The organism is Thioalkalivibrio sp. ALJ4, from assembly GCF_000377225.1.
Classification (GTDB): Bacteria; Pseudomonadota; Gammaproteobacteria; order Ectothiorhodospirales; family Ectothiorhodospiraceae; genus Thioalkalivibrio.
In genome coordinates this window covers 260,073-284,805 of record NZ_KB897920.1, presented here as the reverse complement: position 1 = coordinate 284,805, position 24,733 = coordinate 260,073, and the positions used below count along the sequence as shown (strand labels likewise).

General features: G+C 67.4%; 24 protein-coding genes. 13 read left to right on the top strand and 11 right to left on the bottom strand.

What is annotated here, in order from left to right; translation table 11 throughout:
- The first annotated feature begins 63 nt into the window (after nucleotides 1-63).
- The 3 genes from rluB to C936_RS0112825 are packed head-to-tail and all read left to right on the top strand — an operon-like array spanning nucleotide 64 to nucleotide 2,881.
- Nucleotides 64-1,020 (top strand): 23S rRNA pseudouridine(2605) synthase RluB, encoded by a 957-nt coding sequence (rluB, locus tag C936_RS0112835; RefSeq protein ID WP_018138420.1) that lies wholly within the window; start codon nucleotides 64-66, stop codon nucleotides 1,018-1,020.
- On the top strand, nucleotides 1,020-1,670 hold the full coding sequence (locus C936_RS0112830) for an endonuclease III domain-containing protein (RefSeq protein ID WP_018649330.1): 651 nt from the start codon (nucleotides 1,020-1,022) through the stop codon (nucleotides 1,668-1,670). The genes rluB and C936_RS0112830 overlap by 1 nt, the downstream gene beginning before the upstream one ends.
- A 5-nt stretch (nucleotides 1,671-1,675) precedes the next feature.
- The gene (locus C936_RS0112825; RefSeq protein ID WP_018649331.1) at nucleotides 1,676-2,881 is read left to right on the top strand and encodes an MFS transporter; all 1,206 of its coding nucleotides are present in this window, start codon (nucleotides 1,676-1,678) and stop codon (nucleotides 2,879-2,881) included.
- Nucleotides 2,882-2,905: 24 nt separating this feature from the next.
- Here the strand turns inward: C936_RS0112825 and C936_RS0112820 are convergent, their stop codons facing one another.
- From C936_RS0112820 to C936_RS0112810, 3 genes are all read right to left on the bottom strand, one after another.
- Nucleotides 2,906-5,560, bottom strand: a complete 2,655-nt coding sequence (locus C936_RS0112820; RefSeq protein WP_026278844.1) for a diguanylate cyclase — start codon at nucleotides 5,558-5,560, stop codon at nucleotides 2,906-2,908.
- Nucleotides 5,561-5,708: 148 nt separating this feature from the next.
- Nucleotides 5,709-6,425, bottom strand: a complete 717-nt coding sequence (locus C936_RS0112815; RefSeq protein ID WP_018649333.1) for a hemerythrin domain-containing protein — start codon at nucleotides 6,423-6,425, stop codon at nucleotides 5,709-5,711.
- The gene (locus C936_RS0112810) at nucleotides 6,418-6,975 is read right to left on the bottom strand and encodes a hemerythrin domain-containing protein (RefSeq protein WP_018649334.1); all 558 of its coding nucleotides are present in this window, start codon (nucleotides 6,973-6,975) and stop codon (nucleotides 6,418-6,420) included. The genes C936_RS0112815 and C936_RS0112810 overlap by 8 nt, the downstream gene beginning before the upstream one ends.
- 167 nt (nucleotides 6,976-7,142) lie before the next feature.
- On the opposite strand from C936_RS0112810, the gene C936_RS0112805 reads away from it, so the two are divergent.
- The 5 genes from C936_RS0112805 (at nucleotide 7,143) to rnk (ending at nucleotide 9,638) form a co-directional block, all read left to right on the top strand.
- On the top strand, nucleotides 7,143-7,541 hold the full coding sequence (locus C936_RS0112805) for a hypothetical protein (protein WP_018137748.1): 399 nt from the start codon (nucleotides 7,143-7,145) through the stop codon (nucleotides 7,539-7,541).
- A complete protein-coding gene (locus tag C936_RS0112800; RefSeq protein WP_012983113.1) occupies nucleotides 7,541-7,993 on the top strand; it encodes a glycine cleavage system protein H in 453 nt (150 codons plus the stop codon). Before C936_RS0112805 ends, C936_RS0112800 begins: the two co-directional genes overlap by 1 nt.
- 12 nt (nucleotides 7,994-8,005) lie before the next feature.
- Nucleotides 8,006-8,674: a thioredoxin family protein gene (locus tag C936_RS0112795; RefSeq protein WP_018649335.1), complete on the top strand. Its 669-nt coding sequence runs from the start codon at nucleotides 8,006-8,008 to the stop codon at nucleotides 8,672-8,674.
- Nucleotides 8,675-8,736: 62 nt separating this feature from the next.
- Entirely contained in the window at nucleotides 8,737-9,081 is a 345-nt protein-coding gene (locus C936_RS0112790; RefSeq protein ID WP_018649336.1) for a rhodanese-like domain-containing protein, read from the top strand.
- 146 nt (nucleotides 9,082-9,227) lie between these two features.
- The gene (rnk, locus tag C936_RS0112785; RefSeq protein ID WP_018137751.1) at nucleotides 9,228-9,638 is read left to right on the top strand and encodes a nucleoside diphosphate kinase regulator; all 411 of its coding nucleotides are present in this window, start codon (nucleotides 9,228-9,230) and stop codon (nucleotides 9,636-9,638) included.
- A gap of 30 nt (nucleotides 9,639-9,668) precedes the next feature.
- Here rnk and C936_RS0112780 read toward each other — a convergent pair whose 3' ends face one another.
- Together C936_RS0112780 and C936_RS0112775 are read right to left on the bottom strand one after the other, a co-directional pair.
- The gene (locus tag C936_RS0112780; RefSeq protein WP_018649337.1) at nucleotides 9,669-10,124 is read right to left on the bottom strand and encodes a rhodanese-like domain-containing protein; all 456 of its coding nucleotides are present in this window, start codon (nucleotides 10,122-10,124) and stop codon (nucleotides 9,669-9,671) included.
- Nucleotides 10,125-10,192: 68 nt separating this feature from the next.
- A complete protein-coding gene (locus tag C936_RS0112775; RefSeq protein WP_018137753.1) occupies nucleotides 10,193-10,699 on the bottom strand; it encodes a heme-binding protein in 507 nt (168 codons plus the stop codon).
- Between the two features lie 124 nt (nucleotides 10,700-10,823).
- On the opposite strand from C936_RS0112775, the gene aroC reads away from it, so the two are divergent.
- Together aroC and C936_RS0112765 are read left to right on the top strand one after the other, a co-directional pair.
- Nucleotides 10,824-11,930: a chorismate synthase gene (aroC, locus tag C936_RS0112770; RefSeq protein WP_018137754.1), complete on the top strand. Its 1,107-nt coding sequence runs from the start codon at nucleotides 10,824-10,826 to the stop codon at nucleotides 11,928-11,930.
- 45 nt (nucleotides 11,931-11,975) lie between these two features.
- A complete protein-coding gene (locus C936_RS0112765; protein WP_018137755.1) occupies nucleotides 11,976-13,133 on the top strand; it encodes an MFS transporter in 1,158 nt (385 codons plus the stop codon).
- 18 nt (nucleotides 13,134-13,151) lie between these two features.
- Here C936_RS0112765 and C936_RS0112760 read toward each other — a convergent pair whose 3' ends face one another.
- A complete protein-coding gene (locus C936_RS0112760) occupies nucleotides 13,152-13,586 on the bottom strand; it encodes an SRPBCC family protein (protein ID WP_018137756.1) in 435 nt (144 codons plus the stop codon).
- A 122-nt stretch (nucleotides 13,587-13,708) separates the two neighbouring features.
- On the opposite strand from C936_RS0112760, the gene C936_RS0112755 reads away from it, so the two are divergent.
- Genes C936_RS0112755 through C936_RS0112745 form a run of 3 tightly spaced genes read left to right on the top strand, consistent with a single transcriptional unit; the run spans nucleotide 13,709 to nucleotide 18,456 of the window.
- Nucleotides 13,709-14,161: a hypothetical protein gene (locus C936_RS0112755; protein ID WP_018174108.1), complete on the top strand. Its 453-nt coding sequence runs from the start codon at nucleotides 13,709-13,711 to the stop codon at nucleotides 14,159-14,161.
- Between the two features lie 30 nt (nucleotides 14,162-14,191).
- A complete protein-coding gene (locus C936_RS0112750) occupies nucleotides 14,192-15,319 on the top strand; it encodes an efflux RND transporter periplasmic adaptor subunit (protein WP_018649338.1) in 1,128 nt (375 codons plus the stop codon).
- On the top strand, nucleotides 15,316-18,456 hold the full coding sequence (locus C936_RS0112745; RefSeq protein ID WP_018649339.1) for an efflux RND transporter permease subunit: 3,141 nt from the start codon (nucleotides 15,316-15,318) through the stop codon (nucleotides 18,454-18,456). The genes C936_RS0112750 and C936_RS0112745 overlap by 4 nt, the downstream gene beginning before the upstream one ends.
- A 1-nt stretch (nucleotide 18,457) precedes the next feature.
- Here the strand turns inward: C936_RS0112745 and C936_RS0112740 are convergent, their stop codons facing one another.
- From C936_RS0112740 to C936_RS0112720, 5 genes are all read right to left on the bottom strand, one after another.
- Entirely contained in the window at nucleotides 18,458-18,883 is a 426-nt protein-coding gene (locus C936_RS0112740) for a DUF1841 family protein (RefSeq protein WP_018174105.1), read from the bottom strand.
- A 28-nt stretch (nucleotides 18,884-18,911) separates the two neighbouring features.
- Nucleotides 18,912-19,559 carry an endonuclease III gene (gene nth / locus C936_RS0112735; protein WP_012983102.1) on the bottom strand — a complete coding sequence of 216 codons (648 nt, stop codon included), beginning with the start codon at nucleotides 19,557-19,559 and terminating at the stop codon, nucleotides 18,912-18,914.
- Between the two features lie 67 nt (nucleotides 19,560-19,626).
- Entirely contained in the window at nucleotides 19,627-20,064 is a 438-nt protein-coding gene (locus tag C936_RS0112730) for a hypothetical protein (protein WP_012983101.1), read from the bottom strand.
- 91 nt (nucleotides 20,065-20,155) lie between these two features.
- Nucleotides 20,156-23,350, bottom strand: coding sequence for an efflux RND transporter permease subunit (locus C936_RS0112725; RefSeq protein ID WP_012983100.1), 3,195 nt, complete (start codon nucleotides 23,348-23,350; stop codon nucleotides 20,156-20,158).
- Nucleotides 23,343-24,662, bottom strand: a complete 1,320-nt coding sequence (locus C936_RS0112720; protein ID WP_018174104.1) for an efflux RND transporter periplasmic adaptor subunit — start codon at nucleotides 24,660-24,662, stop codon at nucleotides 23,343-23,345. The genes C936_RS0112725 and C936_RS0112720 overlap by 8 nt, the downstream gene beginning before the upstream one ends.
- Nucleotides 24,663-24,733: the final 71 nt, after the last annotated feature.

The window sequence follows — 24,733 nt, the reverse complement described above, 5'->3', positions numbered from 1 at the left end:
CATAATGAATGCGGGTCCGGTCGCGGCAATGTGGCCGGATCGAGACGTCTGGAGTCAGCAGGAATGTCGGAGCGGGTACAAAAGGTCCTGGCGGCGCGCGGCCTCGGTTCGCGGCGCGAGATCGAGGGCTGGATCGAGCGCGGCGAGGTGAAGGTCAACCAGCGCACGGCGAAGCTGGGCGATCAGGTCGGGCCGAATGACGTGATCCGCGTGCGCGGCCGCGTGATCCACATGGCGGAGCATGCGCATCGCTGGCTCGTGTATCACAAGCCGGTCGGCGAGATCTGCAGTCGCAGCGACCCCGAGGGCCGCAAGCCGGTGTTCGCCAGCCTGCCGCGCCTGAAGGGGCAGCGCTGGGTCGCGGTCGGGCGTCTCGACCTGAATACCTCGGGACTGCTGCTGTTCACCACCGATGGCGAACTGGCGAACCGCCTGATGCACCCCAGTCATTCGCTGGAGCGCGAGTATGCGGTGCGGGTGCTGGGCGAGGTCCCCGACGATACGCGGCGCATGCTGCTGGAAGGGGTCGAGCTGGAGGATGGTCCCGCGCGCTTCGATGTCCTGGAAGAGCGTGGCGGCGACGGCGCCAACCACTGGTTTCATGTCGTGGTCAGCGAGGGCCGCAACCGTCTGGTGCGCCGCCTGTGGGACGCCGTAGGTGTGACCGTGAGCCGGCTGATCCGGGTGCGCTACGGACCGGTGGTGCTCGGGCGCGGTCTGAAGACGGGCGCTTCGCGCGATCTGGAGGTGCGCGAGGTCGAGGCCCTGTACGAGGCAGTCGAGCTGCCCGTGCCGGAGTCCATTCGCGAGCGGGGTCGGCGCCGCGGGCCGGGCCGCAACACCCGGCCCGCGCGCGGCAAGCGGGGCAAGTCGGGCGGGCGCGTACGCGAAGCGGATCGCTGGAGCTCCACCAAGCCGGGGAGCGGCCCCGGCAAGGGCGGCAAGACCGGACGTTCGGGGCCAGGAGGTTCCGGGCGCAAGGGTGGGCCGCGCAAGCCGGGTGGTCGGGCGCGTTCCTGATGTCGTTGCGGGTGGCCGAAGTGCGGCAGCGCCTGCAGGGCGCCTACGGCGACCTGCAGTGGTGGCCGGCGGAGTCGGCGTTCGAGGTCATGGTGGGCGCGGTGCTCACGCAGAACACCAGCTGGACCAATGTCGAACGCGCAATCGCGAATCTGCGCGAGGCCGATGTGCTGGACCCGGAAGCCCTGCTGGAGCTCCCGCACGAGACCCTGGCCGAACACATCCGCCCGAGCGGCTACTTCAACGTGAAGGCCGACCGTCTGCGGCACCTGCTGCGCTTTCTGGAACAGCACGGCGGGGTGGAAGCCCTGGCCCGCATGGAGACCGAGGCCCTGCGCTCGGCCCTTCTGGGCGTCAAGGGCGTGGGGCCGGAGACCGCGGACGACATCGTGCTGTATGCGTTCGAGCGGCCGGTGTTCGTGGTCGATGCCTACACCCGGCGACTGTTCGAACGGCTGGACCTGCCGCATGCCCGCGGCGCCTACGACGACCTGCGGGCCTGGGTGGAGTCGGAGCTGGGGCCGGATGCGCAGGCCTTCAATGATCTGCATGCCCTGATCGTGGAACACGGCAAGCAGCGCTGCCGTACGAAACCGCTTTGTCAGGGATGCCCCCTGAGCGACGCCTGTCCCGGCCGCGTGGTGGATTAGAACTCGTGCAGGCAGGCCGCTTCGCGGGGCTGCTGCACCGCCATCCCCTGGCGGTGATCGTGATCGCTCAGCTCTTTGCGACCTCGCTGTGGTTCAGCGTGAACGGGGTCGGGCTGTCCCTGCAGCAGGAACTGGGCTGGACGGCGACCGAGATCGGCTGGCTGACGATGGCGACGCAGCTGGGGTTCATCATCGGCACCCTGGTGGCGGCCGCGACCGGCCTGGCCGACCGGGTGCGTGCCAGTCGCCTGTTCATGGTGTCCGCGCTATTGGGCGCGCTGGTCAATGCCGGGTTCATCCTGCTGGCCGGCGTCTGGGAGCTGGCGCTGGCGGTGCGCTTTGTCGTCGGGCTGTGCCTGGCCGGGGTGTATCCGCTGGGCATGAAGCTGGTGATCAGCTGGACGCCGCAGCACAAGGGCTGGGCCCTGTCCTGGCTGCTCGGGATGCTCACGCTGGGAACGGCGCTTCCTCATTTCTTGCGGGGCGTGACCCTCGACCTGGTCTGGCCGGTGCCAATGATGCTGGCCTCCGTGCTGGCGGTGGCGGCCGCCTGGATGATTGCGCGCCTGGGCGACGGCCCGCACCTGCCGCCGCCGGGGCGTACACCGGGGCTGGGCAAGGGCTTTCTTGCGCTGCGCGGGCGTGACTTTCGTGCGGTGGCCGGCGGTTACTTCGGCCATTGCTGGGAACTGTATGCCTTCTGGACCCTGGTTCCGCTGCTGGTTGCGCATGAGCTGACCCGTCTGGATGCCCCGGCGGGGCTGGTGCCCTGGCTGGCCTTCGCGGTGATTGGGCTGGGCGCGGTGGGCTGTGTCTGGGGTGGCCGGCTGAGTCGCCATCTGGGGAGCCTGCGTGTCGCACGGGTGGCGCTGGCGACATCCGGGCTGGTGTGCCTGCTGTATCCGTTGCTGGCGGGGCTGGCGCCGTGGCTGCTCCTGGGTCTGTTGGCCCTCTGGGGGCTGACGGTGATCGCGGATTCGCCCCAGTTCTCCGCGCTGGCCGCGGAGAGTGCGCCACAGGATGCGGTGGGCTCGGCCCTGAGCGTGATGAATGCCATCGGCTTTGCGCTCACCCTGCCTTCGATCCTGGTGACCGCCTGGCTGTGGGATGACCTGGGGCTGTGGGTGTTGTGGCTGTTGTTGCCCGGGCCCGCACTCGGGTTGTGGGCGCTCAGCCGACTGTCGGGTCCACGGGGCGCTGGGAGGCACTGACGCATTCAACGTGTCCCGGATGGGTTACGTGTCTCCGGCCACAAGCCGGTCGCGCCCCTGGGCCTTCGCGCGATACAGACGCTCATCGGCCCGATCGATCAGGGCTTCGGGCGTGAGGTGCTCCGGGTCACACTCGTCGGACCAGGCCAGGCCGGCGCTGACCGTGAAGGCCAGCGATTCGCCCTCGAACCGTGTGTCGAGTTCGCGGGTGGCCTGCAGCAGGCGCTCGATCGCGGTGGTGGCGGCCTCGTGATCGACATGACTGAGCACCACGATGAATTCCTCGCCGCCAAAACGAGCGACAATGTCGAAGACCCGGTGCTGGCGCCGCAGCAGATCACCGAAGTTGCGCAGCACCTCGTCGCCGGCCAGGTGCCCATGGGTGTCATTGAGGGCCTTGAAGTGGTCCAGATCCAGAATCGCCACGGCAAAGTGTTCGCCGTGGCGGCGCCAGGCCTCGATCTGTTCGCGCAGGCGCTCCATCAGGTAGCGGCGGTTGTACAGGCCGGTCAATGGATCGGTGATCCCCAGATCGCGTAGCTGGATCTCCAGGTGGTTACGCTGCAGTGCCTCCGAGATCAGGTTGCCGAGCACCAGCAGCAGTTCATCCTGATCCTTGCGCCAGGTGCGCGGGCGCAGCATGTCCATCCCGACAAAGCCGGTGACCTGCTGCCCAGTCAGGATGGGTACGCAGATCAGGGTCTTGACGCCTTGTCGCCGAAACAGCTCGCGCTCGGTGGCCGCCTCCTCCGGGAGGTCGTCCACCACAGGGATCACCACCGGCATGCGCTGCTCGATCATCTCCAGCATGCGGGTACGCCACCAGGGCAGTTCGTTGAGGTCTACATCCCGCAGCTGATCCATTACGGAGAACACGCCGGGGGCGCACCATTCGTGGGTGTTGTCCATATGCTCGCCATCCGCTGACAACTCGAACAGGTAGCAGCGGTCGCCCTCGAAAAAGCGCCCGATATCGGCCAGCGCGGCGTCCAGACGTTCGTCCATCAAGTCGGCGCTGGCGGTTACAAAGTCCGAGGACAGGTGCGCCAGCATGGCATTGAAACGCGCCTGATACTGAAGCTCGTCGTGCATGCGGCGGCGATCCGTGATGTCTCGGGCTACACCCACATAGCCCGTGATCTCACCCGTTGCGCTGCGGATCGGCGCGCCGCTGGAGACGTGCCAGCGCCATTCCCCTTCTTGATGCCGGATGCGGTACTCGACTTCCTGGTCGTTTTTCTCGGAGCGGATCGTGCGCTGGAGGAAGCGGCCGAATTCTTCGCGGTCGTCCCGATGGACGTAGTCGGTGATGGGGGTTCCGGTCGCCTCTTCGGCGGTATAACCGAGCACTCGTGTCCATTGCGGCGAGACGTAGGTGATGACGCCATTCGGCGTGAGGGTGTAGATAATGTCGCCGATATTCTCGACCAGCTGGCGGTACTGGGCCTCGCTGGCGCGCAGCTGATCCTCGAGCAGGTGCCGCTCGGTGATGTCGTATATCGTGCCAATGCTGGCCGGGCCGCTTTGCAGCTCTACACGCCCGGCGGTCAGGTCGACCCAGCGGGTCTCGCCCTCGCCAGTGATGACCTTCATCTCGTAGTGATCCGGCACCTTCTTGCCCGCGATCCGGTCGCGGGCCCGCTGGGTCACGGCCGCGCGCTGTTCCGGGTGGATGATTTCGTAGAAGGGCTGGTTCAGCAGCCAGTGTTCGGGGCGCTGGAGGATGCGGGAAAGGGCTGGATTGACGGTCTGGAAATGGTCGTCCTGAAGGATGAATACCCCGGCCGCGGCGTGTTCGGTCAGGGTGCGGAACAGCTCGCGCTCGTCCTCGAGTTCGGCGGTGCGCTGGCGAACGCGTGTCTCGAGCGCGCGCCGCTGGCGAAGCAGCAATGCGGCATACAGCAATACCGCCAGCAGGCCCAGACCAATGACGGTTGAGAGCAGCCAGGTGGGGATCACCTCGACCGTATCCGAGTGGATCCAGCGCTGCGTGATCTGGCGCAGCAGTTCGTCATCCAGCTGGGCGATAGCGGTATTGATTTCGTCCAGCAGTTCCTCGTTACCGTGCGTCACCGCTGCGCGCAGGGGCTGCTCGTAGAGCAACTCCAGGGGGTGAAACATGCCCGGGTCGCCATGACGGTCCAGCAGGTACATGGCGACCGGGTAGTCGCCCACGAAGACATCGATCGTGCCTTCCACCGCGGCGCGCACCATTTGCTCGTTGTTGTCGAAAACCTGCAGCGGGTGCTCGGGTCGTTCGCGCCGCATGAACTCGAGTTCGAAGCTGGCCGCCACAACGCCTGCCGGCTTGTGTGCGAGTTCGCCCAGTTGGGCCACGGGCGCGCCGGTACGCACAAAGGCAAAGGTGCGCAGGGGGAACAGCACGTCGCTGAAGACCAGCGTTTGTTCGCGTTCGGGAGACTGGATCAGCCCGCCGTGGACATTGGCCTCGCCGTCGCGCACGAGATCCAGGGTGCGCGGCCAGTCGACCAGCCGGAACTCCACCGGGCGGTCGAGTTCGTTTGCGAGTTCCTGCCACAAATCGACCAGCAAGCCGCGTGGCTTGCCGCCATTGTCGGCGAAGGCAAAGGGTGGCCAGGCATGGTCCTGGGAGACGATCAGGGGTTGCGCCGACTCGTCGGCCTGAGCGCTGGCGCTGCAAGGCAGCAGGACCGCCAGGGTCAGGGCGACGACTGCCCATACCGCGTGCCACTCGCGAAGCCGCTGGAAAGGGCGGGGGAAGCCGGTATCGGGGTGGAGTGGTGTCACGTCGTTTCGGGCCGTGGCGATGAACTATCGTGACACAGTCCTTGCGTGTTGCCGACCCCTATCGATCGGGCGTCCCGACGCCATCCCCCAGGTGCTGACGGGCCTTCTCCAGGAGTTCGGCCGCCAGGTCGGGTTCGTGGCGCAGGCGGCGTCCCCAGTTCGGGAAGACGTTTTGCTCCTCGCGGCTTTCGTGTTTGGCGAGGGCCCCGGAGATCAGGGCGAAGAACGGGGCCACCATCCACGCCTCGTCGACACCTTCCTGGAACTCGTGTTCCAGCAGCGCGGTTTGTTCCAGGATCTCGTCATGCTCGCGCAGCATGATCGTGACCGGGTCCTGGCTGCCGACTCCGCGCGCAACCTCAAGCGTCGGGACGATGAGTTCGTTCTCCACATGAACGTGCCGGCGCAGGCCTTCCACGTAGGCCCGAAAGTCCGGTGCCGCGCCCTCGAGATCGCCAGCATTGACCTTGTGCAGGGCGCTGGCGAACAGCCGGTCGATACGCAGGTGGTCGCGCTGCAGAAGATCTACGAGATCCACGGGTGCGACATCCTCGCGGCGCTGGACGCGCAGCTTCCACAGCGGCGGGCCGTTCTCCTGCAATTGCCAGTGGATCGCCTGACGCAACTGCAGGCTGACCGCATCCATCAACAGCTGTGGCTCCTGATCCAGCCAGACGTCGAAGACCTGACCCGGTTGCAGTTCGCGCAACGTGTAGTAGGCGCGGGTGTGCGCGTGATCGGCGAGTCCCCGCAGGTCCAGCAGGAAGTCACTCATCGGCGGGTTCCTTGTACGCATCCGGGATGCCGCGCCGGTGCGCCATGGAGCGTCCGATACGGGCGCGTTCCTCGGCGTTGAGCAGGTGTTCAGCCAGCGGCAGTACGGCTTGTTCCTCCAGCTCGAGGTGGGCCCGGTAGCGCTGGATCCAGTCAGTCGCGCCTTCCAGCGGATCTGCGTGCCCGGCCGCAATGTTTTGCAGCGCAGGCTCCAGGGCGTCCCAGCCAGCCTCTAGCTGGGGGTGCTCCGCGCTCAGGCGATCCATCCACTCACCCAGTTGTGGATGGGCCTCGGGGTGGTCGCGGTACGCCTGCAGGATCGGGAACAGATCCTGGTCCTCGTCGGCGTGATGTTGCGGGGCGGCCTGCTCGAAATAGGCCAGCACACGGCGAGCCGCGGATTGGGCCTCCGCGTCGGCCCCGTGCTGCTCGATGTGTCCCGACAGCCGCTCCATTGTGTCGAGGCAGTTCGTGATCCGCCGATGACAGGCTCGCAGGAGCTCGATCGGGCGGTGGAAGCCGGGCGCGGGTTCTTGGAGGTGCAGTTTCATCAATAGGCTCGGATGGCGGGGCAATCGGCGTGTGCTCAGCGCACATGTGGGGCGTACTGTCACTGAATGCGCAAGCGTCCGTGTTGATCTCGATCAATGCATTTACGATGTATCTTATCGTAGTCTAGCCTCGCTGCAGAACAAACAAAAAAGGGAGCAAACGCGACATGCATCCACGCAACCGGATGTTCATCCTGGCCGCGCTGGCCTATGCGCTGCTGGGTGGACTCATCGGCATCGTCTGGCTGGCCCATCCGGGGCTGATCCCCGGCAATGTGCCACGCATCCATGGTCACCTGATGCTGCTCGGCTTTGTCACCATGATGATCTACGGCGTAGGGCTCCACGTACTACCGCGCTTCTCCGGGCGTTCGCTGTTCTCGGAACGGCTGGGGCATGCGCAGTTCGTGCTGGCCAATCTCGGTCTCTGGGTGATGATCGCCGGCTGGATGATGTTCCATAACCCGACTGTTGCGGTCGGCGGGGCGATGGCCTGGGGGGCGATGATCCTGTTCGCGCTGAATATCGCACTCACCGTGCGCCACTACGGCCCGAAGGGGGCGTGATGAGCCATACCGAATACAACGGCTGCGAGTTGCCGGACGACCTGTTCTACGACCTCGACTATGTCTGGGTCCGCCCGGAGGACGACGGGACCTTCACCCTGGGGATCACCGATCCCGCCCAGACCATGGCGGGCCGCGTACAGTACTTCCGCTTTCGCAAGCCCGGTTCGCATCGGGCCGCGGGCAAGCCGGTCGCGCGGCTGGAGTCCGGCAAGTGGGCGGGGGGCATCCCCACGCCCTTCGACGGCACCATTGAGCGCATCAACCCGGCCGTGGAGGCCGACCCCGGGCTGGTGAATGTGGCCCCCTATACCGATGCCTGGGTGGTGGTGATGCGCCCGGACGACCCGCAAAAGGCGCTGGAGCGGCTGCATACAGGGCCCGAAGCCGTCGACGGGCTCAAGCAGTGGATCGACCGCTACGACATCCACTGCATGCGCTGCGCGGACTGAGGGGACGGACTCATGAAGGTGGAACTGCTGGTGTCCGAATGGTGTGCCTCCTGTCACGATGCCGAGCGCATCTGGCGCGAGGTGGCGGAGAAGAAACAGATCGATTTCGCAGTCGTCGACATGGGGCAGCCGGAGGGGCGTCAACTGGCGACCCGGTTGCGCATACGTTCCATCCCGGCCGTGGTCGTGGACGGCGAACTCAAGCACATCGGGCTGCTGGACCGCACGGCCGCGACCGCGCTGGTCGCCGAGGCGCCGGAGCGCACGCAGAAGACTGCACGTCATGTCGGGCTGGGGCTTTCGGCCTCCAGCCGTGCCTCGGTACTGGGCGCCATGATCTGGCTGCTGATCGCGGGTGCCGCCTTGCCGCTGGGCGGCTTCTTCTTGGATGGCGCCGCGCGCCCGGCCGCGCTGCATGGCTTTACGCTCGGGTTCCTTCTGCTCCTGATCATGGGCCTCGGCGAGCACATGCTGCCGCGCTTTACTGGGCACCCGATCGCGGGTGGCTGGCTGTGGGCCTGGACGCCGCAGGTGCTCGTGCATGTCTCGGTGCTGGGCATGGGCTTTGGCTGGCTGCTGGGAGTGCCGATGCTGACCGCCGTCGGTGCGGTGGCCGCGTTTGTCGGGCTTGCGCTGTTTACGCTGCGCATCGCGCCGCTCCTGCTGCGCCCGTCCCTGTGAGGGTCCTGCTTCTGCCGAGGCGGTAGAATGCTGCACATGGGCATTCAACGGAGCCGCTGACAGTGAGTCTTTTCGACAAACGCATCGCGGAGCTGGAAGCAAAGCTGCCGCATCTGGACCCCGCGGAACTGGTCGACTGGCGCCAAACTGGGCGGTCCTTTCTGCTGGTGGATGTGCGCCAGCAGGAGGAGGCGGCCGAAGGCAGTATTGAAGGCGCGGTGAATATCCCCCGGCCCAAGCTGGAGGCCAGCATCGAATCCCACATGCAGGACCCCCAGCAGCCCGTCGTGGTGTTCTGCGGGGGCCGTGGCCGGTCCCAGCTGGTGGCGGACAGTCTGCGCGCGATGGGAATGGATGCCCGGGTCCTGCGTGGTGGCTACTCGGCGTGGCGTGACACGCAGACTTGATCGCAGGAATGCCAGTCGCGGCTGATATGGCTTTTTGGCCGGGGCTTGGCTACTCTCGGGTCTGATTCTCCGATTTGGGATTTGTCCCCGTTTTATTCAGCGCGCCTCCGGTGGGGGCGCGTTCTGCTTTATTGGAGTGTGTAAAGGTGAGTAATCCGAAGATCGTCGTCTCCAACACGGACATGGAGCGCCTGGACAAGCTGCTGGAATCGCTGCCGGACGACAGCTTTCCCGGCAAGGCCGACCTGGAGGCCGAGCTGGACCGCGCGGATGTCGTCGATTCGCGCGAGATCCCGGGTTCGGTGGTCACGATGAATTCCAGGGTCCGTTTCCGGGTGATCGAGTCCGGCGAGGAGTTCTCGCTGACGCTGGTCTATCCGCGTGACGTGGACGAGAGCGGCGGCACGTTGTCGATTCTGGCGCCGGTGGGCAGTGCGCTGCTGGGGCTGTCCGAGGGGGACGAGATCGAATGGCCGCGCCCGGGTGGCGGGAAGATGCATGTGCGCATCGAGGCCGTCGAGTACCAGCCGGAGCGCGCCGGCGAGTATCACCGCTAGCGAGTTCAGTTGCGTCAGGCGCTGACTCGCTCAGCACTGTTCCCAGGGCAGCCCGTGGTAGCGCCAGCCGCCGCGGGTGGAACGCTGGTGGTGTTCGTCCAGCGGTCCTTCAAAACCTTCTTCCACCGAGTACACGTTCTCGATACCGGCATCGACCAGGGCCTGGCCAGCGGCCAGCGTGCGCTTGCCGCTGCGGCAGATCAGGTAGAGCGCGGGGGCATCCTCGCTGTGATCCTCGGCCCCGCCCAGCAGCAGCTTGCGTACCTGGGGCACGAAGTGAGGATTCACGGTCCAGTCCGGTTCGTCGATCCACGGGATATGGATGGCGCCCTGCGGGTGCCCGACGAACAGGAATTCCATCGTGGAGCGGATGTCGATCAGCAGGTCGCGCGGGCGCTCCTGCAGCCGCTGATGCGCCTCCTGCGGGTGGATCCGGCGTACGCCGGGCGCGGGAACCGTCTTCTGATTGGCGAGAGGGTCTTCCATTCAAGCTCCGGACGCGGGTGGGCGGCCATCCTTGGCCGCGCGCCCCGATCCCTGGGGTTGCAATGGCATTACATCGCGAAGTCGAGTCGTTCCTGGACCGAGTCTAGCGCGGCCTGGGCACATTCTTCATCCAGATCACCACCGGGAGCACCGGACACGCCCACCGCGCCGATCATGCTGCCGGCCACCTCGATCGGCAGCCCGCCGGCCAGCATGATGATGCCGTCCACGTGGTTCATCTCCATGCGGATTTCTTCGCGGTTGTCGCGGAAGCTGCCGGAACTGGTGCCGGACATGACTGTGGCGCGGGCCTTGTCGCCGGCAATCTGGATAGTCTGCACGGCCGCCAGATTGTCGCGCATTACGGAGCGATCGTTCCCGGCGCGGTCAACGACCACGGCGCTGGTCTGGTGTCCCTTCTCGCGGCAGGCCAGCACCGCGGCCTCGGCGATGTCGTTGGCCAGTTCCATGCTCATCATGCGCTGGTTGAACACGTCGGCCTGGGCCACGCTGGCCAGTCCCAGACAGGCCGCGGCGGCGGTACCGGCGGCCAGGCGCTTGATCGAACGCGACATATCCATCTCCTGTCTTTTGTTATGGGTGCTGCGCTGCCGATCATGGCAGAAACATCTTGGTTTTGCTGCTCGGTCGGGCTCGCGACAGGCGACAGCACCGCGCGGCGCGGATACACTATCGCGCATGTCGGGAAACAGCTTTGGGCGACTGTTCGTCGTCAGTACCTTTGGTGAGAGTCACGGGCCGGCCCTGGGCGCGGTGGTGGACGGCTGTCCGCCTGGTCTGGAGCTTTGCGAGGCGGACCTGCAGTTTGATCTGGATCGCCGCCGGCCGGGACAGTCGCGCCACACCACCCAGCGCCGCGAGCCGGACCAGGTGCGCATTCTGTCCGGGGTGTTCGAGGGCCGAACGACCGGCACCCCGATCGGCCTGCTGATCGAGAACGTCGATCAGCGCTCCAAGGACTACAGCGAGATCATGGATCGCTTTCGCCCGGGGCATGCGGACTACACCTATCACCGCAAATACGGCTCGCGCGATTACCGCGGCGGCGGGCGCAGCTCCGCGCGCGAGACCGCGCTGCGTGTCGCGGCGGGTGGCATCGCCCGGCGCTACCTCCAGCAGCGCTACGGGATCGAGATCCGTGGCTGGCTGTCACAGCTGGGCCCGATCGAGCTGGAGGCGAAGCAGCCGGAGATCGTCAACGACAATCCGTTCTTCTGCCCCGACCCGGACAAGGTCGCAGAGCTGGAGGAATACATGGATGCCCTGCGCAAGTCCGGCGATTCGATTGGCGCGCGGGTGACCGTCGAGGCTGTCGGTGTGCCGGCAGGCTGGGGCGAGCCGGTGTTCGATCGCCTGGATGCGGAACTGGCGCATGCGCTGATGAGCATCAATGCGGTCAAGGGTGTGGAGATCGGGGCCGGCTTCGAGTCGGTGACCCAGCGGGGTACCGAGCACCGTGACGAAATCACCCCCGACGGCTTCCTGTCGAACCACGCCGGCGGCGTGCTGGGCGGGATCAGCACCGGCCAGGCCGTGCGTGCGAGCATCGCGCTCAAGCCGACCTCGAGCATCCGTCTGCCCGGACGCAGCATCAACACCGCCGGCGAACCGGTGGAGGTGGTCACCAAGGGCCGCCATGACCCCTGCGTAGGCATCCGCGCGACCCCGATCGCGGAGGCGATGATGGCACTCGTGCTGATGGACCATGCCCTGCGCCATCGCGGACAAAACGCCGACGTCGGTGACACCGGTCTGCCGGAACTGCGCGACCTGCCGCACGACTGATATGGGCGCGCTCCGTCGTGCCCGCATCGCCGGGGGTCCGCTCCGGTGATCCCCAGCGCACGCCTGTCCACGGTCTACTTCTTCTATTTCGCGAGCCTCGGCGCGTTCATGCCGTTCTGGGGCCCGTATCTGTCCGAGGCCGGCTTTAGCGGATCGCAGATCGGCGAGTTGATGGCGATCGTGCTCGCCACCAAGATCATTGCACCCAACGTCTGGGGCTGGCTCGCGGATCGCGCCGGCGCGCACATGCCGATCACCCGCTGGGGGGCCTTTGGCGGTGTGGTCGCCTTTGCCGGGGTGCTGCTGTACACCGGCTACTGGTGGCTGGCCGTGGTAATGGCCGCCTTCAGTTTTTTCTGGAATGCGATCCTCCCGCAGTTCGAGGCGACCACCATGCGTACGCTGGGTCGCGATGCCCATCGCTACGCGCTGGTCCGGTTGTGGGGGTCGGTCGGGTTTATCGTGGCGGTCGCGCTGCTGGGCTGGGCGTTCGACCAGATCGACATCGCCTGGCTGCCCTGGATCGTCCTCGGGATCTTCGCCACCCTCTGGCTGACGACCCTCTGGGTGCGCGAGCCGGTGCGCGACCTGGATCAGGACAACAACGTCCCGGCGCTGGTGGCAGTACTCAAGCGGCCCGAGGTGATCGCGCTGTTTGTGGCCTGCTTTTTTATGCAGGCGAGCCACGGCCCGTACTACGCGTTCTTCACGCTGTATCTGGAGGAGGCCGGGTTTTCGCGCGCGGTGGCCGGGCAGCTGTGGGCCCTTGGGGTCGCGGCGGAGGTGGTCCTGTTCCTGCTGATGCCGAGGCTGATCCTGCGCTTTGGCGCCTGGTTCCTGGTGTCGGCGGCACTGGTGCTGACCACTCTGCGGTGGGGGCTTCTGGCCGCCATACCCGACTCGCTCCCCATGCTGCTGTTTATCCAGGCCCTGCATGCGGCGAGCTACGGCGTCTATCACGCGGCCGCCATCTCGCTGATCCATTATTTCTTCCCCGGGCGGCTACAAGGGCGCGGGCAGGCCCTGTACTCCTCCCTGGCATTCGGGATGGGCGGTGCCAGCGGAAGTCTGGTCGCGGGCTACCTCTGGGATGGCATCAGCCCCGCCTCGGTCTATGTGTTCGCGGCGTTTCTGGCGGCGGCTGGCGTGCTGGCCTCGGTATACGGGGAGTGGCGACACAAGACGCCAGTACGCACGCCATAGGCCGCGCCGCTTGAAGCGTCAGGCGCGCCCGTTCTCGGCATCGAGCCGGCGTTGCACACGGGTCATCAACTGACCGGAGACGCGTTCGACCAGCGAGTTCGCGGCACGGCGCACCGCGGCCTCCAGCAGCGGGCTGCCCAGGCGGTATTGCAGCTCGAACTCCACCTGCGTGTGGCCGGGTTCGCCCGGACTCAGCCGGTAGCTGCCCCGATTCTGGATACCGCGGATCGAGCGCCAGGCAAAATACTCCGGGCGCGCCGCCTCGCAGACCTCCACATCGAAGTGCAGCTTCATCCCCGCCGCGCGGATGGTCCAGCGGTAGCGCGCGCCCCCCAGCGGCTCGATATGCTCGACGTTGTCGCACAGATCGACAAAGTTGGGCACATGGCTCAACAGGTCGAAGACCTGCTCCGGTTCCGCGTGGAGAGAGGTGTTGTGGGTGAGCTGACGCATCGTCCGGCTGCCGGGAAGGTTGAGCGGTACTTGCTGATCAGAGGCTCGCGCAGGCCGTGGGTTCCATGCAAGCGAGTCTGCGGCGGGCTACGATGACGGTTCACCCCCCACCGGTTACCGCGATGTCCGCCCCGTCCGCCGAACCCGAGTTTCTCAAGCGCTTCCAGGCGGGCAGCACCGGCGTGCTGCACTGGACTGACCTGGAAGCCTTGTGGGCGCGGCTGCGCGAACGGGCGGACGACCACTGGTATATCTATGCCGTGGGCGATGCAGTGCCCCAGGCGCCAGTGCCGGCGGATGATTTCCGGCGCTTCCTGGAGGAGGTCGATCACTTGCTGCGGCAGGACCACGACGAAGATTACTGCGGCATCGTCTATGTCGACGATCGTGATGCCCCAAGCTTCGTGAAGATCTTCGACCCGAACCACTTGGGGGCCAGTTGCGGGTCCTCGGGGCTGAGGATACTGCCCGGCTGGGTACTCTCGCGGGTCCCGCCCGTGGATCTGCAGGCAGCGATGCCGCCGACCGGCAGCCGCCGGCGCTGGTGGCAGCGCCTGTTCGGTGGGGCAAAATGAGTACAGCCGGCACACAGGGGAGACGGGGCGATGGCTGATTCCTGGTGGCAGCGCCTGCGCGGGCAGGCGCGCGTGCTGTTCGCGCTGGGCATCCTGCTGCTGGTGATCGTCTGGATCGCCTCCGGGATGTTCGGGCGCGAGGCCGACGAGGCGCCACGGGCGGCCGAGCCGCAGCCGATGGCGGTGGCCGTGACCACGCTGGAGGCGGACCCGGTGGAGCGCCTGCTGGTGCTGCAGGGGCGAGTAGAGCCGGATTTGCGCGTGATGGTGCGCGCCGAGACCGCCGGCCAGGTGGCCGAGTGGGAGGTGGCCCGCGGGGCACGCGTGGCCGCCGACGTACCCCTGGCGCGACTGCGCATGGACGACCGCGAGGCGCGCCGGCGCCAGGCGATCGCGCGGCTGCGCGGGGCCGAGAGCGAATACGAGGCCGCCCAGCGGCTGCACGATCAGGGCCATGTATCTCGCACCCAGCTGGAGGCCCGCGAGGCCGAGCGCGAGGCCGCCCGGGCGGAGCTGGAGGCGATCGAGCTGGATATCCGCAACACGCGCATTATCGCCCCGGTGGACGGGGTGGTGAATCAGCGCCTGGCGGAGCGGGGCGACTTCGTGGCACGTGGCGACCCGGTGGCGGAGATCGTTGACAACGACCCGCTGCTGGCGGTGGTGCATGTGCCGCAGCACCAGATCGGGCGCGTGGAGCCGGGCCAGGCGGCGCGCATCCGCTTCCTGGACGGGCGCCGCGCCGAGGGCGAGGTCCGGTTCGTCTCGCGGGTGGCCGAGGTCGGCACCCAGACCTTCCGCGTGGAGGTCGAGGTCCCGAATGCCGACGAGGCGCTGCCCTCCGGGATCAGCGCCGGGGTTGAGATCCCGACCGAGACGGTCGCGGCGCACAAGCTCTCGCCGGCCTGGATGGGACTGGACGACAACGGCCGGGTCGGGGTGAAGACAGTGGATGACGACGACCGGGTGGTCTTCCACGCAGTCGAGGTGATCCGCGCCGCCACCGATGGCGTCTGGGTCACCGGGTTGCCGGAGCGCGCACGGGTGATCACCATCGGCCACGGCTTCGTGACCCCGGGCGAGACCGTCCGGCCCCGGTCCGCCGAGGCATCGACGGGCGCGGCCGGGCCGGAACCGGTGGGCGGGGCGCTGCCGTGAAGGCCCTGATCGCCTGGGCGGTGGAGCACGCCCGGACGGTGCTGCTGTTCCTGCTGCTGATCCTGGTACTGGGCGCGACCGCCTACCAGGTGGTGCCCAAGGAGGCGGCCCCCGAGATCGACATCCCCATCTTCTTCGTGTCCGTGCCGTATCCGGGGGTCAGTCCGGAGGATGCCGAGCGCCTGATGCTGCGCCCGCTGGAGCGCGAACTGCAGACCCTGCCCGGGGTGGACGAGATGCAGTCCTGGGCCGGCGAGGGCTTTGCCCTGGTGCGGCTGGACTTCGAGCCCGGCTGGGACAACCGCCGGGCCCTGTCGGACCTGCGCGAGGAGGTCGACCAGGTGCGCCCGGAACTGCCCGCCGGGGCCGAGGACCCGAGCGTCTCCGAGGTCGACCTGTCGCTGTTCCCGGTGCTCACGCTGAACCTGTCCGGGCCGCTGGACGAACGCACGCTGGTGCGTCTGGCGCGCGACCTGCGCGACCGCGTGGAGGCGATCCCCGGGGTGCTGGAGGCGGATGTCGGCGGCGACCGCGAGGAGCAGATGGAGGTGCTGGTCGATCCGCTGGTGCTGGAGACCTTCGAGCTGTCGTTCGACGAGCTGACCCGGGCGATCGAACGCAATAACCGTCTGGTCGCGGCCGGGGCGCTGGACACCGGAGCCGGGCGCATCCCGCTGCGGGTGCCGGGCACCATAGACGATGTCGACGACGTGCTGGATACCGCGATCCGGGTGGAGGGCGACGCGGTGGTGCGGGTGCGCGATGTCGCCGAGGTCCGCCAGAGCTATCTGGACCCGGAGGGCTTCACCCGCATCGACGGCCAGCCCTCGGTGTCGCTGGAGATCCGCAAGGCCTCGGAGGCCAACATCCTGGAGGTGGTGGCGGCCGCGCGCGCGACCATCGAGGCGGCGCGGGCCGACTGGCCGGAGACGGTCGAGGTCACCTACCTGCAGGACATGGCGCGCGATGTCGACGACTTGCTGGGCGATCTCGAGAACAGCGTGATCGCTGCGGTGCTGATCGTGGCGCTGGTGATCCTGGCGATGATGGGGGCGCGCGCGGCGCTGCTGGTGGGGGTGGCCATCCCCGGGGCCTTCCTCGGTGGCATCCTGGCGATCTATCTGATGGGCTTCACGCTCAATGTGGTGGTGCTGTTCGGGCTGATCCTGGTGGTCGGCATGCTGGTGGACGGTGCGGTCGTGGTGGTGGAGCTGGCTGACCGCTATGTGGCCGAAGGCATGCCGCGGCGGGAGGCCTTCCGCGCCGCGGCGCAGCGCATGTCCTGGCCGATCACCACCGCGATCGGGACTACGCTGGCGGTGTTCGCGCCGATGCTGCTGTGGCCCGGCATGGTCGGCGAGTTCATCGTCTACCTGCCAGCCACGGTGATCGTGACCCTGATCGCCTCGCTGGCGATGGCGCTGGTATTCATCCCGGCGCTGGGGTCGGTGATCGGCCAGAGCCGGCCGATCAACGCGGCCCAGACGCGCTACGTGCGCGCGGCCGAGGACGGCCGCTATGACGAACTGCAGGGCCTGACCCGCGCCTACATCCGCCTGCTGCAGCCGCTGGTGCGCCGCCCCGTCTGGACGCTCGCGGCCACGCTGGCGCTGGTGGCCGCCACCTATGCGCTGTACGCCCAGCAGGGGCGCGGGGTGGAGTTCTTCCCGCAGGTGGAACCGGACTTCGTGCAGGTGCAGGTACAGGCGCGCGGCGACCTGTCGGTGTGGGAGGCGGACGCACTGGTGCGGCAGGTGGAGGGGCGCCTGCAGGGGGTGCCGCAGATCCAGCATGTCTATGCGCGGACCATCGGTACCCAGCTCGGGCGGCTGCAGGGCGACTACCCGGAAGACCTGGTCGGGCTGATCCAGCTGGAATTGATCTCCTGGCGCGAGCGCCCGCCGGCGGCCGCGATCATCGAGGACCTGCGCCAGCGTACCGCCGACCTGCCGGGCATCCGCCTGCAGTTTCGTGCCCAGGAACGAGGGCCGCGAGAGGGTCGGCCGATCGTGGTCGAGGCCTCCAGTCGCCACGCCGATCGCATTGCGCCGGTGATCCGCGAGATCCGCAGTGCGATGGACGAGCTGGGCGGCTTCGAGGACGTGACCGACGACCTGCCGCTGCCCGGGGTGGAACTGGAGGTGCGCTTCGATCGCACGCAGGCGGCGCGCTTCGGCGTGGACGTGCCGTTGCTGGGCGAGGGCGTGCAGTTGCTGACCCGCGGCATCCAGCTCGGCAGCTACCGCCCGGACTACAGCGACGAGGAGGTCGATATCCGCCTGCGCCTGCCGGCGGAGCAGCGCCACCTGCAGCAGCTGGCCACCCTGAACCTTCCCGGCGCGACCGGGCTGGTGCCGCTGGCGCATTTCGCGGAACTGGTGCCGGTTCCGGCCACCGGCCTGATCAAGCGGCGCGACGGCGATCGCGCCTACACCCTGGAGGCGGATGCGGCCAGCGGCTACCTGGTAGACGAGCGCCAGCGCGCGCTGGAGGCGCGCATCGCCGGCATGGACCTGGACCCGGAGGTGCAGCTGCGGTTTCGCGGCCAGGCGGAAGAACAGGCAGAGGCGGCGCGCTTCCTGCTCGCGGCCTTCGCGCTGTCGCTGTTCCTGATGCTCGCGATGATGGTCACCCAGTTCAACCGTTTCTCGCAGGCGCTGCTGGTGATGTCGGCGATCGTGTTCTCCACCGCCGGGGTGTTGCTGGCCCTGCTGCTGCGCGACGAGCCATTCGGCATCGTGATGAGCGGGATCGGGGTGCTGGCGCTGGCCGGGATCGTGGTGAACAACAACATCGTGCTGATCGACACCTACAACGAGCAGCGTCGACGCGGGCTGGATGCCCTGGAGGCGGCCCTGCGCGCGGCGGCCCAGCGCATGCGGCCGGTGCTGCTGACCGCGATCACCACCATCCTCGGCCTGATGCCTATGGTGCTGGCCTGGACCGTGGATTTCGCCGGAAGGGATTTCTACGTCGGGGCGCCGGTGACCGGCTTCTGGGTGCAGCTCGCGACCGCGATCGCCGGTGGCCTGTTTGTCGCCACGCCGCTGACGTTGCTGTTCACGCCTGCGATGCTGGTGCTGCTGGATCGGCTGGGGCTGGACCGGCGGCCCGCGCCAGAGCCGCAGCGCGCCTGAGTCAGCGCCCGGCGAGCTGGCGCAGGCACTCCATGTAGGCGTTCTGGTCTGGCGCCACGTTGTTGCGCTGCGCCTCCCACAGGGCCTGGCCCAGGCACTCCATCATCCGGTGCTCGGCGTCCATCACCCCGAAGCGGGCGCACAGGCCCTGGTGCAGGGCGTGGATACCCTCTGGGCGGTCGGTGCGGGCCTGGTCGCGCAGGCTCAGGTGCATCGCCATGTGCAGGAACGGGTTGGAGGTGCCCAGCTCCGGCGGGAATTCGCCAGTCAGCGCGGTCTCGCGGTCCTTGATGAATTCGTGGTACTCGGGGTGTTCCGAGATCACGTCCACCAGCTGCTGTTCCAGGTCGGTCAGCGTCTCGCCGGCCTGCGCCTTGTGCCAGGCGTCGACGAACTGGGTGCGGATCTGGTCGCGGTTGCCGTACATGGGGTGTTCCTCGAAGGTATGGGGGTGGTTAGGCGCCGATGGGTGGCGGCGTCTTCGCCTTGTATTCGCACAGGTCCTCGATCGGACAGCGCCAGCATTCGGGCTTGCGCGCCTTGCAGACATAGCGTCCGTGCAGGATCAGCCAGTGGTGGGCGTCCTGCAAATAGGGCTTTGGCGTCAGCCGCATCAGCCGCTTCTCGACCTCCAGCACGTTCTTGCCGGGCGCCAGTCCGGTGCGGTTGGCGACCCGGAAGATGTGGGTGTCCACCGCGATGGTGGGTACGCCGAAGGCGGTATTCAGGACGACGTTCGCGGTCTTGCGGCCCACCCCCGGCAGGGCCTCCAGCGACTTGCGGTCGCGCGGAACCTCGCCGCCGTGCTGGTCGACCAGGATGCGGCAGGTCTTGATCACGTTCTCGGCCTTGGCGTTGTACAGGCCGATGGTCTTGATGTGTTCCTTTAACCCGTCCAGCCCCAGCGCGAGGATCGCCTCGGGCGTGTTGGCGGCGGGGTAGAGGCGGCGGGTGGCCTTGTTCACGCCGACATCCGTGGCCTGGGCCGACAGGATGACTGCGATCAAAAGTTCGAAGGGCGTGTTGTATTCGAGCTCGGTGGTCGGCTCGGGGTTCGCCGCCTTCAGGCGTTCGAAGATGGCTTCACGCTTCGCGGCGTTCATTAATCAGTGTTTCCCTAAACAAACCGGCCCCGCAGGGCGGGGCCGGATGCTGCGGCAAGACTGCCGATCAGACGTGGCGGAACAGACCGACGTCCGGGGCCGCTTCGCGCGGGTTGGACTCGGCTTCCTTCTCCAGGTCCTTGATCATCTTGGCGTGCTTCTCTTCGAGATCGTGCATCGCCTTTTCGTCCATCTTCGGGAAGATGACGTCGCGGATGAACGAGCCCAGCTCGTCCAGGCAGCTCGGCCAGTACTTGCCGTTCAGATGGAACGAGTGGTGGGCATGGGTGCCCATCGGATAGCTGTCGAACTTGGTGATCATGGTGTAGGAGAGATCGGCGTCCTTCTCGACGAAGTCCTTGGCCCAGTCGTACCACCACTTGTAGTACTTCTCCTGCAGGTCCTCGTTGAACCCGTGGTTTTCGAAAAAGGCGGCGATGGTGCCGCGCGGGGCGAGGCCGTAGCGCGTGCCGCGCTTACCAGCAAACGGGAAATGTCCAGCCATGCCTATCTCCTGGGACGTTTGGATTGCCGGGGCCAGGCCCCGGTGAAACGGAATTCGTGGCGCCGGAAGTTTACTCGCTGGCGAGCGAGAATCAAGAAACGCGTGCCTCGGTGGCCTCCGCGCGTCCGAAGCGCCCCTCGTACAGGCGCAGCAGGGCGGGGATCACGAACAGCACCAGCAGGGTCGCGAAGGCCAGTCCGAACACGATCGAGATCGCCATCGGGATCAGGAACTGGGCCTGCACCGAGCGCTCGAACAGCAGGGGTGTAAGCCCGGCGATGGTGGTGACCGAGGTCAGGATGACCGCACGCAGGCGCTGACAGGCGGCCTCTACGATCGCCTCGCGCAGAGCGAGTCCGGTCTCCCGCAGCCCCTGGTAGAAGCTGACCAGGATGATCGAGTTGTTGACCACGATCCCGGTCAGTCCGAACAGGCCGAACAGTGACAGGATGGTGAGCTCCACACCCATCACCCAGTGCCCGAACAGTGCGCCGAGAATCCCGAACGGGATGATTGCCATCACGATCAGCGGCCAGCCCCAGGAGGCGAACACCCAGGCCAGCACGATGTACATCAGCCCCAGCGCCAGCAGCAGGCCCATCCGCATGTCGGCAAAGGTCTCTTCCTGGTCGGCCGCGCGCCCTTCGAAGGAGTACTCGACGCCATAGCGGACAGCCAGCTCGTCCAGCGGCCCGTCCTCGAGTGCCGCCCGGATACGGGCGGCGTTGTTCACCGCCCGATCCACCTCGGTCGAGACCTGAATGGCCAGCCGCGTATCGGCGTGGCGCAGGGTCTCGAACCCCTGGCGTGAACGCAGTTCCACGACGTCGTCCAGTGGCACGAAGGCCCCGTCCGGCAGGCGCAGGTTCAGCCGCTCCAGACTCTCGCTGCGGTGGCGCTCGCCATCCGGCAGTCGTACGCGCACCTCCACTTCCTCCAGCCCGTCCTGATAGAGCTGGGCGAGGTAGCCATCAAAGGCGTTGCGCAGCTGCAACCCGACGGATTCGGTCGTCAGCCCGACCGCGCGGCCCTCGGGCTTCAGCTGAAATACGAACTGCTCGCGCCCGAACGGGGTGTCGTCGCTGGTGGCGAAGGTCCCGGGGAAGTCGTCCAGCATGTCGGCCAGTTCCAGCGCCGCCTCCTTCAGTACATGCGGGTCGTCCCCGGTCAGGCGGATATCGAGGTCACGCCCGGGCGGACCGGTCTGGCGCTCGTCGATGGAGAAGTTCTCGATTCCAGGGGCCTGGCGGATGCGGTCCTCCCATTCGCGGATGAACTCGCGATTGCGCACGGTCCGTTCTTCCGGCGAGACCAGTTCCACCTGGATGTTGCCGAACTGCTCCCCCTTGGGCGCATTGCCATCGCCCGGGTCGATCCCCTTGCCGAGGCGGGTCACGGAGGTGCGCACGAGGTTGCCGCCCAATGCCTCCTCGGTCTCCTCAAGAGCGCGCTCGGCGTGGATCAGGAACGACTCCACCCGCTCCGGCGGGGTGCCGGCGACGAAGTTCACCCCGGCGTTGACGATGGTGCCCTCGGGCGAGGGGAAGAAGGTGAAGCCGATGCGGCCACTGGCGGCCAGACCAATGGCCAGGATCAGCGCGCCCACGGCCAGTGCCAGGGTGACGCCCGCGTGGTCCACCGAGTGCGTAACAGCGCGGCGGAACGGGCCATTTCGCAGCCGTTCGAAGCCGGCGTCGAAGCGCGCCCGCAGGCTGTTCGGGGCGGGCTCCTTGAGCCGATGCATCACACCCTTCAGGTGGGCCGGCAGGATCAGGAACGCAATCAGCAGGGTTGCCACGATCACGCAGATCACCACCAGCGGGATGTCGAACAGGATGTTTCCGATCACCCCGCCGATCAGCATCAGCGGCATGAAGGCGGCGACCGTGGTCAGCGAGGCTGCGATCACCGGGCCGACCATGCGCCGGGCGCCGTCGCGTGCGGCCCGGCCCGCGTCCAGCCCGCGCTGGTGCAGGCTGTAGGCATGCTCCGAGACCACGATCGCGTTGTCGACGATGATCCCCAGCGACATGATGAAGCCGAACAGCGAGATCATGTTGATCGAGCCGCCCACCAGCCACAGCACGACAAAGGCGGCGGTGAACGCGATGGGGATGCCCAGCGCCACGCGTAGCGCGACATGCCGGTTGAGGAACAAAAACAGAATCCCCAGCACCAGCATCAGGCCGCCGAGGCCGTTTTTCAGCAGCAGGTTGATGCGCTCGGCCAGCAGTTCCCAGAAGGCATCCATCACCTGGAGATCCACGCCCGGGGGCAGGGCGGGTTTGGTCTCCTCCAGCCAGTCTTCGAGGACGCGCGCGGCCTCCAGCGAGTCACCCGTCTCCGAGCGCAGCAGCTGCATCTCGATAGCGGGCTTGCCGTTGGCGCGGGTGCGTACCTCGCCATCGCGCGGTCGCAGTTCGATGTCGGCGATATCGCCCAGCCTGATCCGCCCCAGATCGGTGTCGCCGCGCAGGATCAGCCGCTCGAAGCCGACAACATCGCGAGCCTGCTCCAGGCTGCGAATCTGGCGCGCGGTATCGTCGCGCCCGACCGAGCCGGCGGGGAAGTCCTGCGCCATCTCGCGGATCTGCGCACCGATCTGGTCCAGCGTCATGTCCAGTCGATAGAGCTCGCGCGCCGGCACCTGGATGGCCATCTCGTCTTCAGTCAGCCCGGTGAACTCGATCTGGGCGATCCCGGCATCCAGCAGTTCACGTTCGAACTGCCGGGCCAGCCGGCGCAGCTGCTGCGGGTCTTCCGGGCCGGTGATCAGCAGCCGCGCCACGGGCTCGTAGCGGATGATCCGTTTGACCACCGGGGTTTCCGCGTCTTCCGGCAGATTGCGCTGCTGGTCGACGCGGTCGTTGACCTGCTCGGCGGCCCGCGTCATGTCGGTGCCCGCCTCGAACTCCAGCGTGACCACGCCGACGCCCAGCGCAGAGGTCGAGGTCATGTTGCGCAGGCCGTCCACGGTGCGCAGGTCCTGCTCCAGGGGATCGATGATCGCCTGTTCCACGTCCTCCGCACTGGCGCCGCTCCAGACCACTTCCACGATCATGAAGTCCAGTTCGAAGTTCGGGAAGAACTGGGTGTTCAGCTTGGTCAGCGCGAACGCCCCGGCCAGCAGCATCAGCGCAATCAGCAGATTCGCGGCCAGGCGGTGTTCCAGGAACAGCTGAATGGGACCACGCGGTGGCTGGCCATTGTCACGCGATCCCCCGCCGGGCATCGGGCGCTCGTTCGGGCCGTCGCCGGCGCGCTGGCCGGGGTCGGCGTCAGTCATCGTTCGGGTCCTGTTCCCCGTTGCTGTCGTAGGCGCGCGGGATCGCGGCATCGCGGTCCGGGCGTTCGCCGGGCTCCTCGACCTCGACCTTCAGCCCGTCCACGGCATTTGGCAGGCGGGTGGCGACCAGGATGTCGCCCGTCTCCAGATCCGGGTGACGGATTAGCGCCCGGACGTCCCCGGCGTCGGTCACGAACTCGCCGAGGCGCTCGATCCGCAACGACTGCATGCGGCCATCGACGACGCGGAAGACCTGGTCTCGGCCATACAGGGCCTCGTAGGGAACGGCCACGCTGTCGGCCTCGGCCGGTAGCCGCAGCGTCAGCTCGACGAAGCGGTTTAGGTTCAGCGCCGAATGACCCTCGCGTACCTCGAAGACGCCGCGCGTCCCGGCTTCGCCCGCGCGCGTCTCGCCTTCCAGGCGTGCCAGTTCCGTGCGCACCGTGCGCCCGCCCACCCGGGCATGGGCAGTCAGCTCCTCGCCCGCGTCCAGCAGTTCCTCGATGCGCGGCAGGATGTAGGCCGGGATGCTGGCGCGAATCTCCAGGTCGTCGAGCGCGAACAGGCGCACCAGCGGGTCGCCCGGGCGTGCACGCTCGCCGACGGCCACCTCGACTTCGACTATCCGGGCATCGAAGGGTGCGGTGATCGTGGTGCGCTCGAGATCGATGCGCGCCTGATCCTCGGCAGCCCGCGCGCGCTCCAGGCGGGCCTCTGCCTGGGCCATGCGCATCGGGGCATCGGCCATCGCCTGCTCGCGGTTGTCCAACGTCAGGCTGGCCTGTTCCAGGGCCTCCCGGGCTGTGTCCACGTCGGTCTCGGAGCCGAGATCGCGTTCGCGCAGGTTCTGCGCCCGGCGCAGCCCACGCTCGGCGATCTCCAGGAGTTCGCGTTCGCGCACCAGGGCCTCGCGATCGAAGCGGGCGCGGATCTCCTCGCTCTCTTTTGCGCCCTCGAGCTCACGGCGTTCGGCCGTGCGCTGGACGAGCAGCAGTTCCGCCTCGCGCGGGTCGATGCGCAACAGGGTTTCGCCAGCCTCCATGCGCGCCCCGATCCGGGCTGGGACGGCTTCGATCTCGCCCTCCACGGCTGCGCGCAGGGTGGCCGTCTGGGCCGACGCGCTGCGCCCGTTCAGCAGGATGCCTGGGTGGTGTTCGCCCAACTCGGCCACCAGCCCCTGCACCGGCCAGGTCCGCTCGGTGGCCTCCGGCGCAGGCGCCTCGGGGCCCGTCGCACGCAATACGAGGAAGCCCACGATCGCAGCGGCGAGGATCAGCAAGGGGGGCAGGGCACGTCGAAGAAGGCGCGGCATGGTGTTCTCGGTCGGATGGGGCAGGGCCGGTCGGTTGGAGGCACTAAAGGGTCGGAGGGTTCCTTCCCGGC

Coding starts and splice junctions, on each gene's coding strand:
- rluB (WP_018138420.1), top strand. CDS start 64: ATGTCGGAGCGGGTACAAAAGGTCCTGGCGGCGCGCGGCCTCGGTTCG.
- C936_RS0112830 (WP_018649330.1), top strand. CDS start 1,020: ATGTCGTTGCGGGTGGCCGAAGTGCGGCAGCGCCTGCAGGGCGCCTAC.
- C936_RS0112815 (WP_018649333.1), bottom strand. CDS start 6,425: ATGAGTGACTTCCTGCTGGACCTGCGGGGACTCGCCGATCACGCGCAC.
- C936_RS0112810 (WP_018649334.1), bottom strand. CDS start 6,975: ATGAAACTGCACCTCCAAGAACCCGCGCCCGGCTTCCACCGCCCGATC.
- C936_RS0112805 (WP_018137748.1), top strand. CDS start 7,143: ATGCATCCACGCAACCGGATGTTCATCCTGGCCGCGCTGGCCTATGCG.
- C936_RS0112800 (WP_012983113.1), top strand. CDS start 7,541: ATGAGCCATACCGAATACAACGGCTGCGAGTTGCCGGACGACCTGTTC.
- C936_RS0112795 (WP_018649335.1), top strand. CDS start 8,006: ATGAAGGTGGAACTGCTGGTGTCCGAATGGTGTGCCTCCTGTCACGAT.
- C936_RS0112780 (WP_018649337.1), bottom strand. CDS start 10,124: ATGGAAGACCCTCTCGCCAATCAGAAGACGGTTCCCGCGCCCGGCGTA.
- C936_RS0112775 (WP_018137753.1), bottom strand. CDS start 10,699: ATGTCGCGTTCGATCAAGCGCCTGGCCGCCGGTACCGCCGCCGCGGCC.
- aroC (WP_018137754.1), top strand. CDS start 10,824: ATGTCGGGAAACAGCTTTGGGCGACTGTTCGTCGTCAGTACCTTTGGT.
- C936_RS0112760 (WP_018137756.1), bottom strand. CDS start 13,586: ATGCGTCAGCTCACCCACAACACCTCTCTCCACGCGGAACCGGAGCAG.
- C936_RS0112755 (WP_018174108.1), top strand. CDS start 13,709: ATGTCCGCCCCGTCCGCCGAACCCGAGTTTCTCAAGCGCTTCCAGGCG.
- C936_RS0112750 (WP_018649338.1), top strand. CDS start 14,192: ATGGCTGATTCCTGGTGGCAGCGCCTGCGCGGGCAGGCGCGCGTGCTG.
- C936_RS0112740 (WP_018174105.1), bottom strand. CDS start 18,883: ATGTACGGCAACCGCGACCAGATCCGCACCCAGTTCGTCGACGCCTGG.
- nth (WP_012983102.1), bottom strand. CDS start 19,559: ATGAACGCCGCGAAGCGTGAAGCCATCTTCGAACGCCTGAAGGCGGCG.
- C936_RS0112730 (WP_012983101.1), bottom strand. CDS start 20,064: ATGGCTGGACATTTCCCGTTTGCTGGTAAGCGCGGCACGCGCTACGGC.
- C936_RS0112725 (WP_012983100.1), bottom strand. CDS start 23,350: ATGACTGACGCCGACCCCGGCCAGCGCGCCGGCGACGGCCCGAACGAG.
- C936_RS0112720 (WP_018174104.1), bottom strand. CDS start 24,662: ATGCCGCGCCTTCTTCGACGTGCCCTGCCCCCCTTGCTGATCCTCGCC.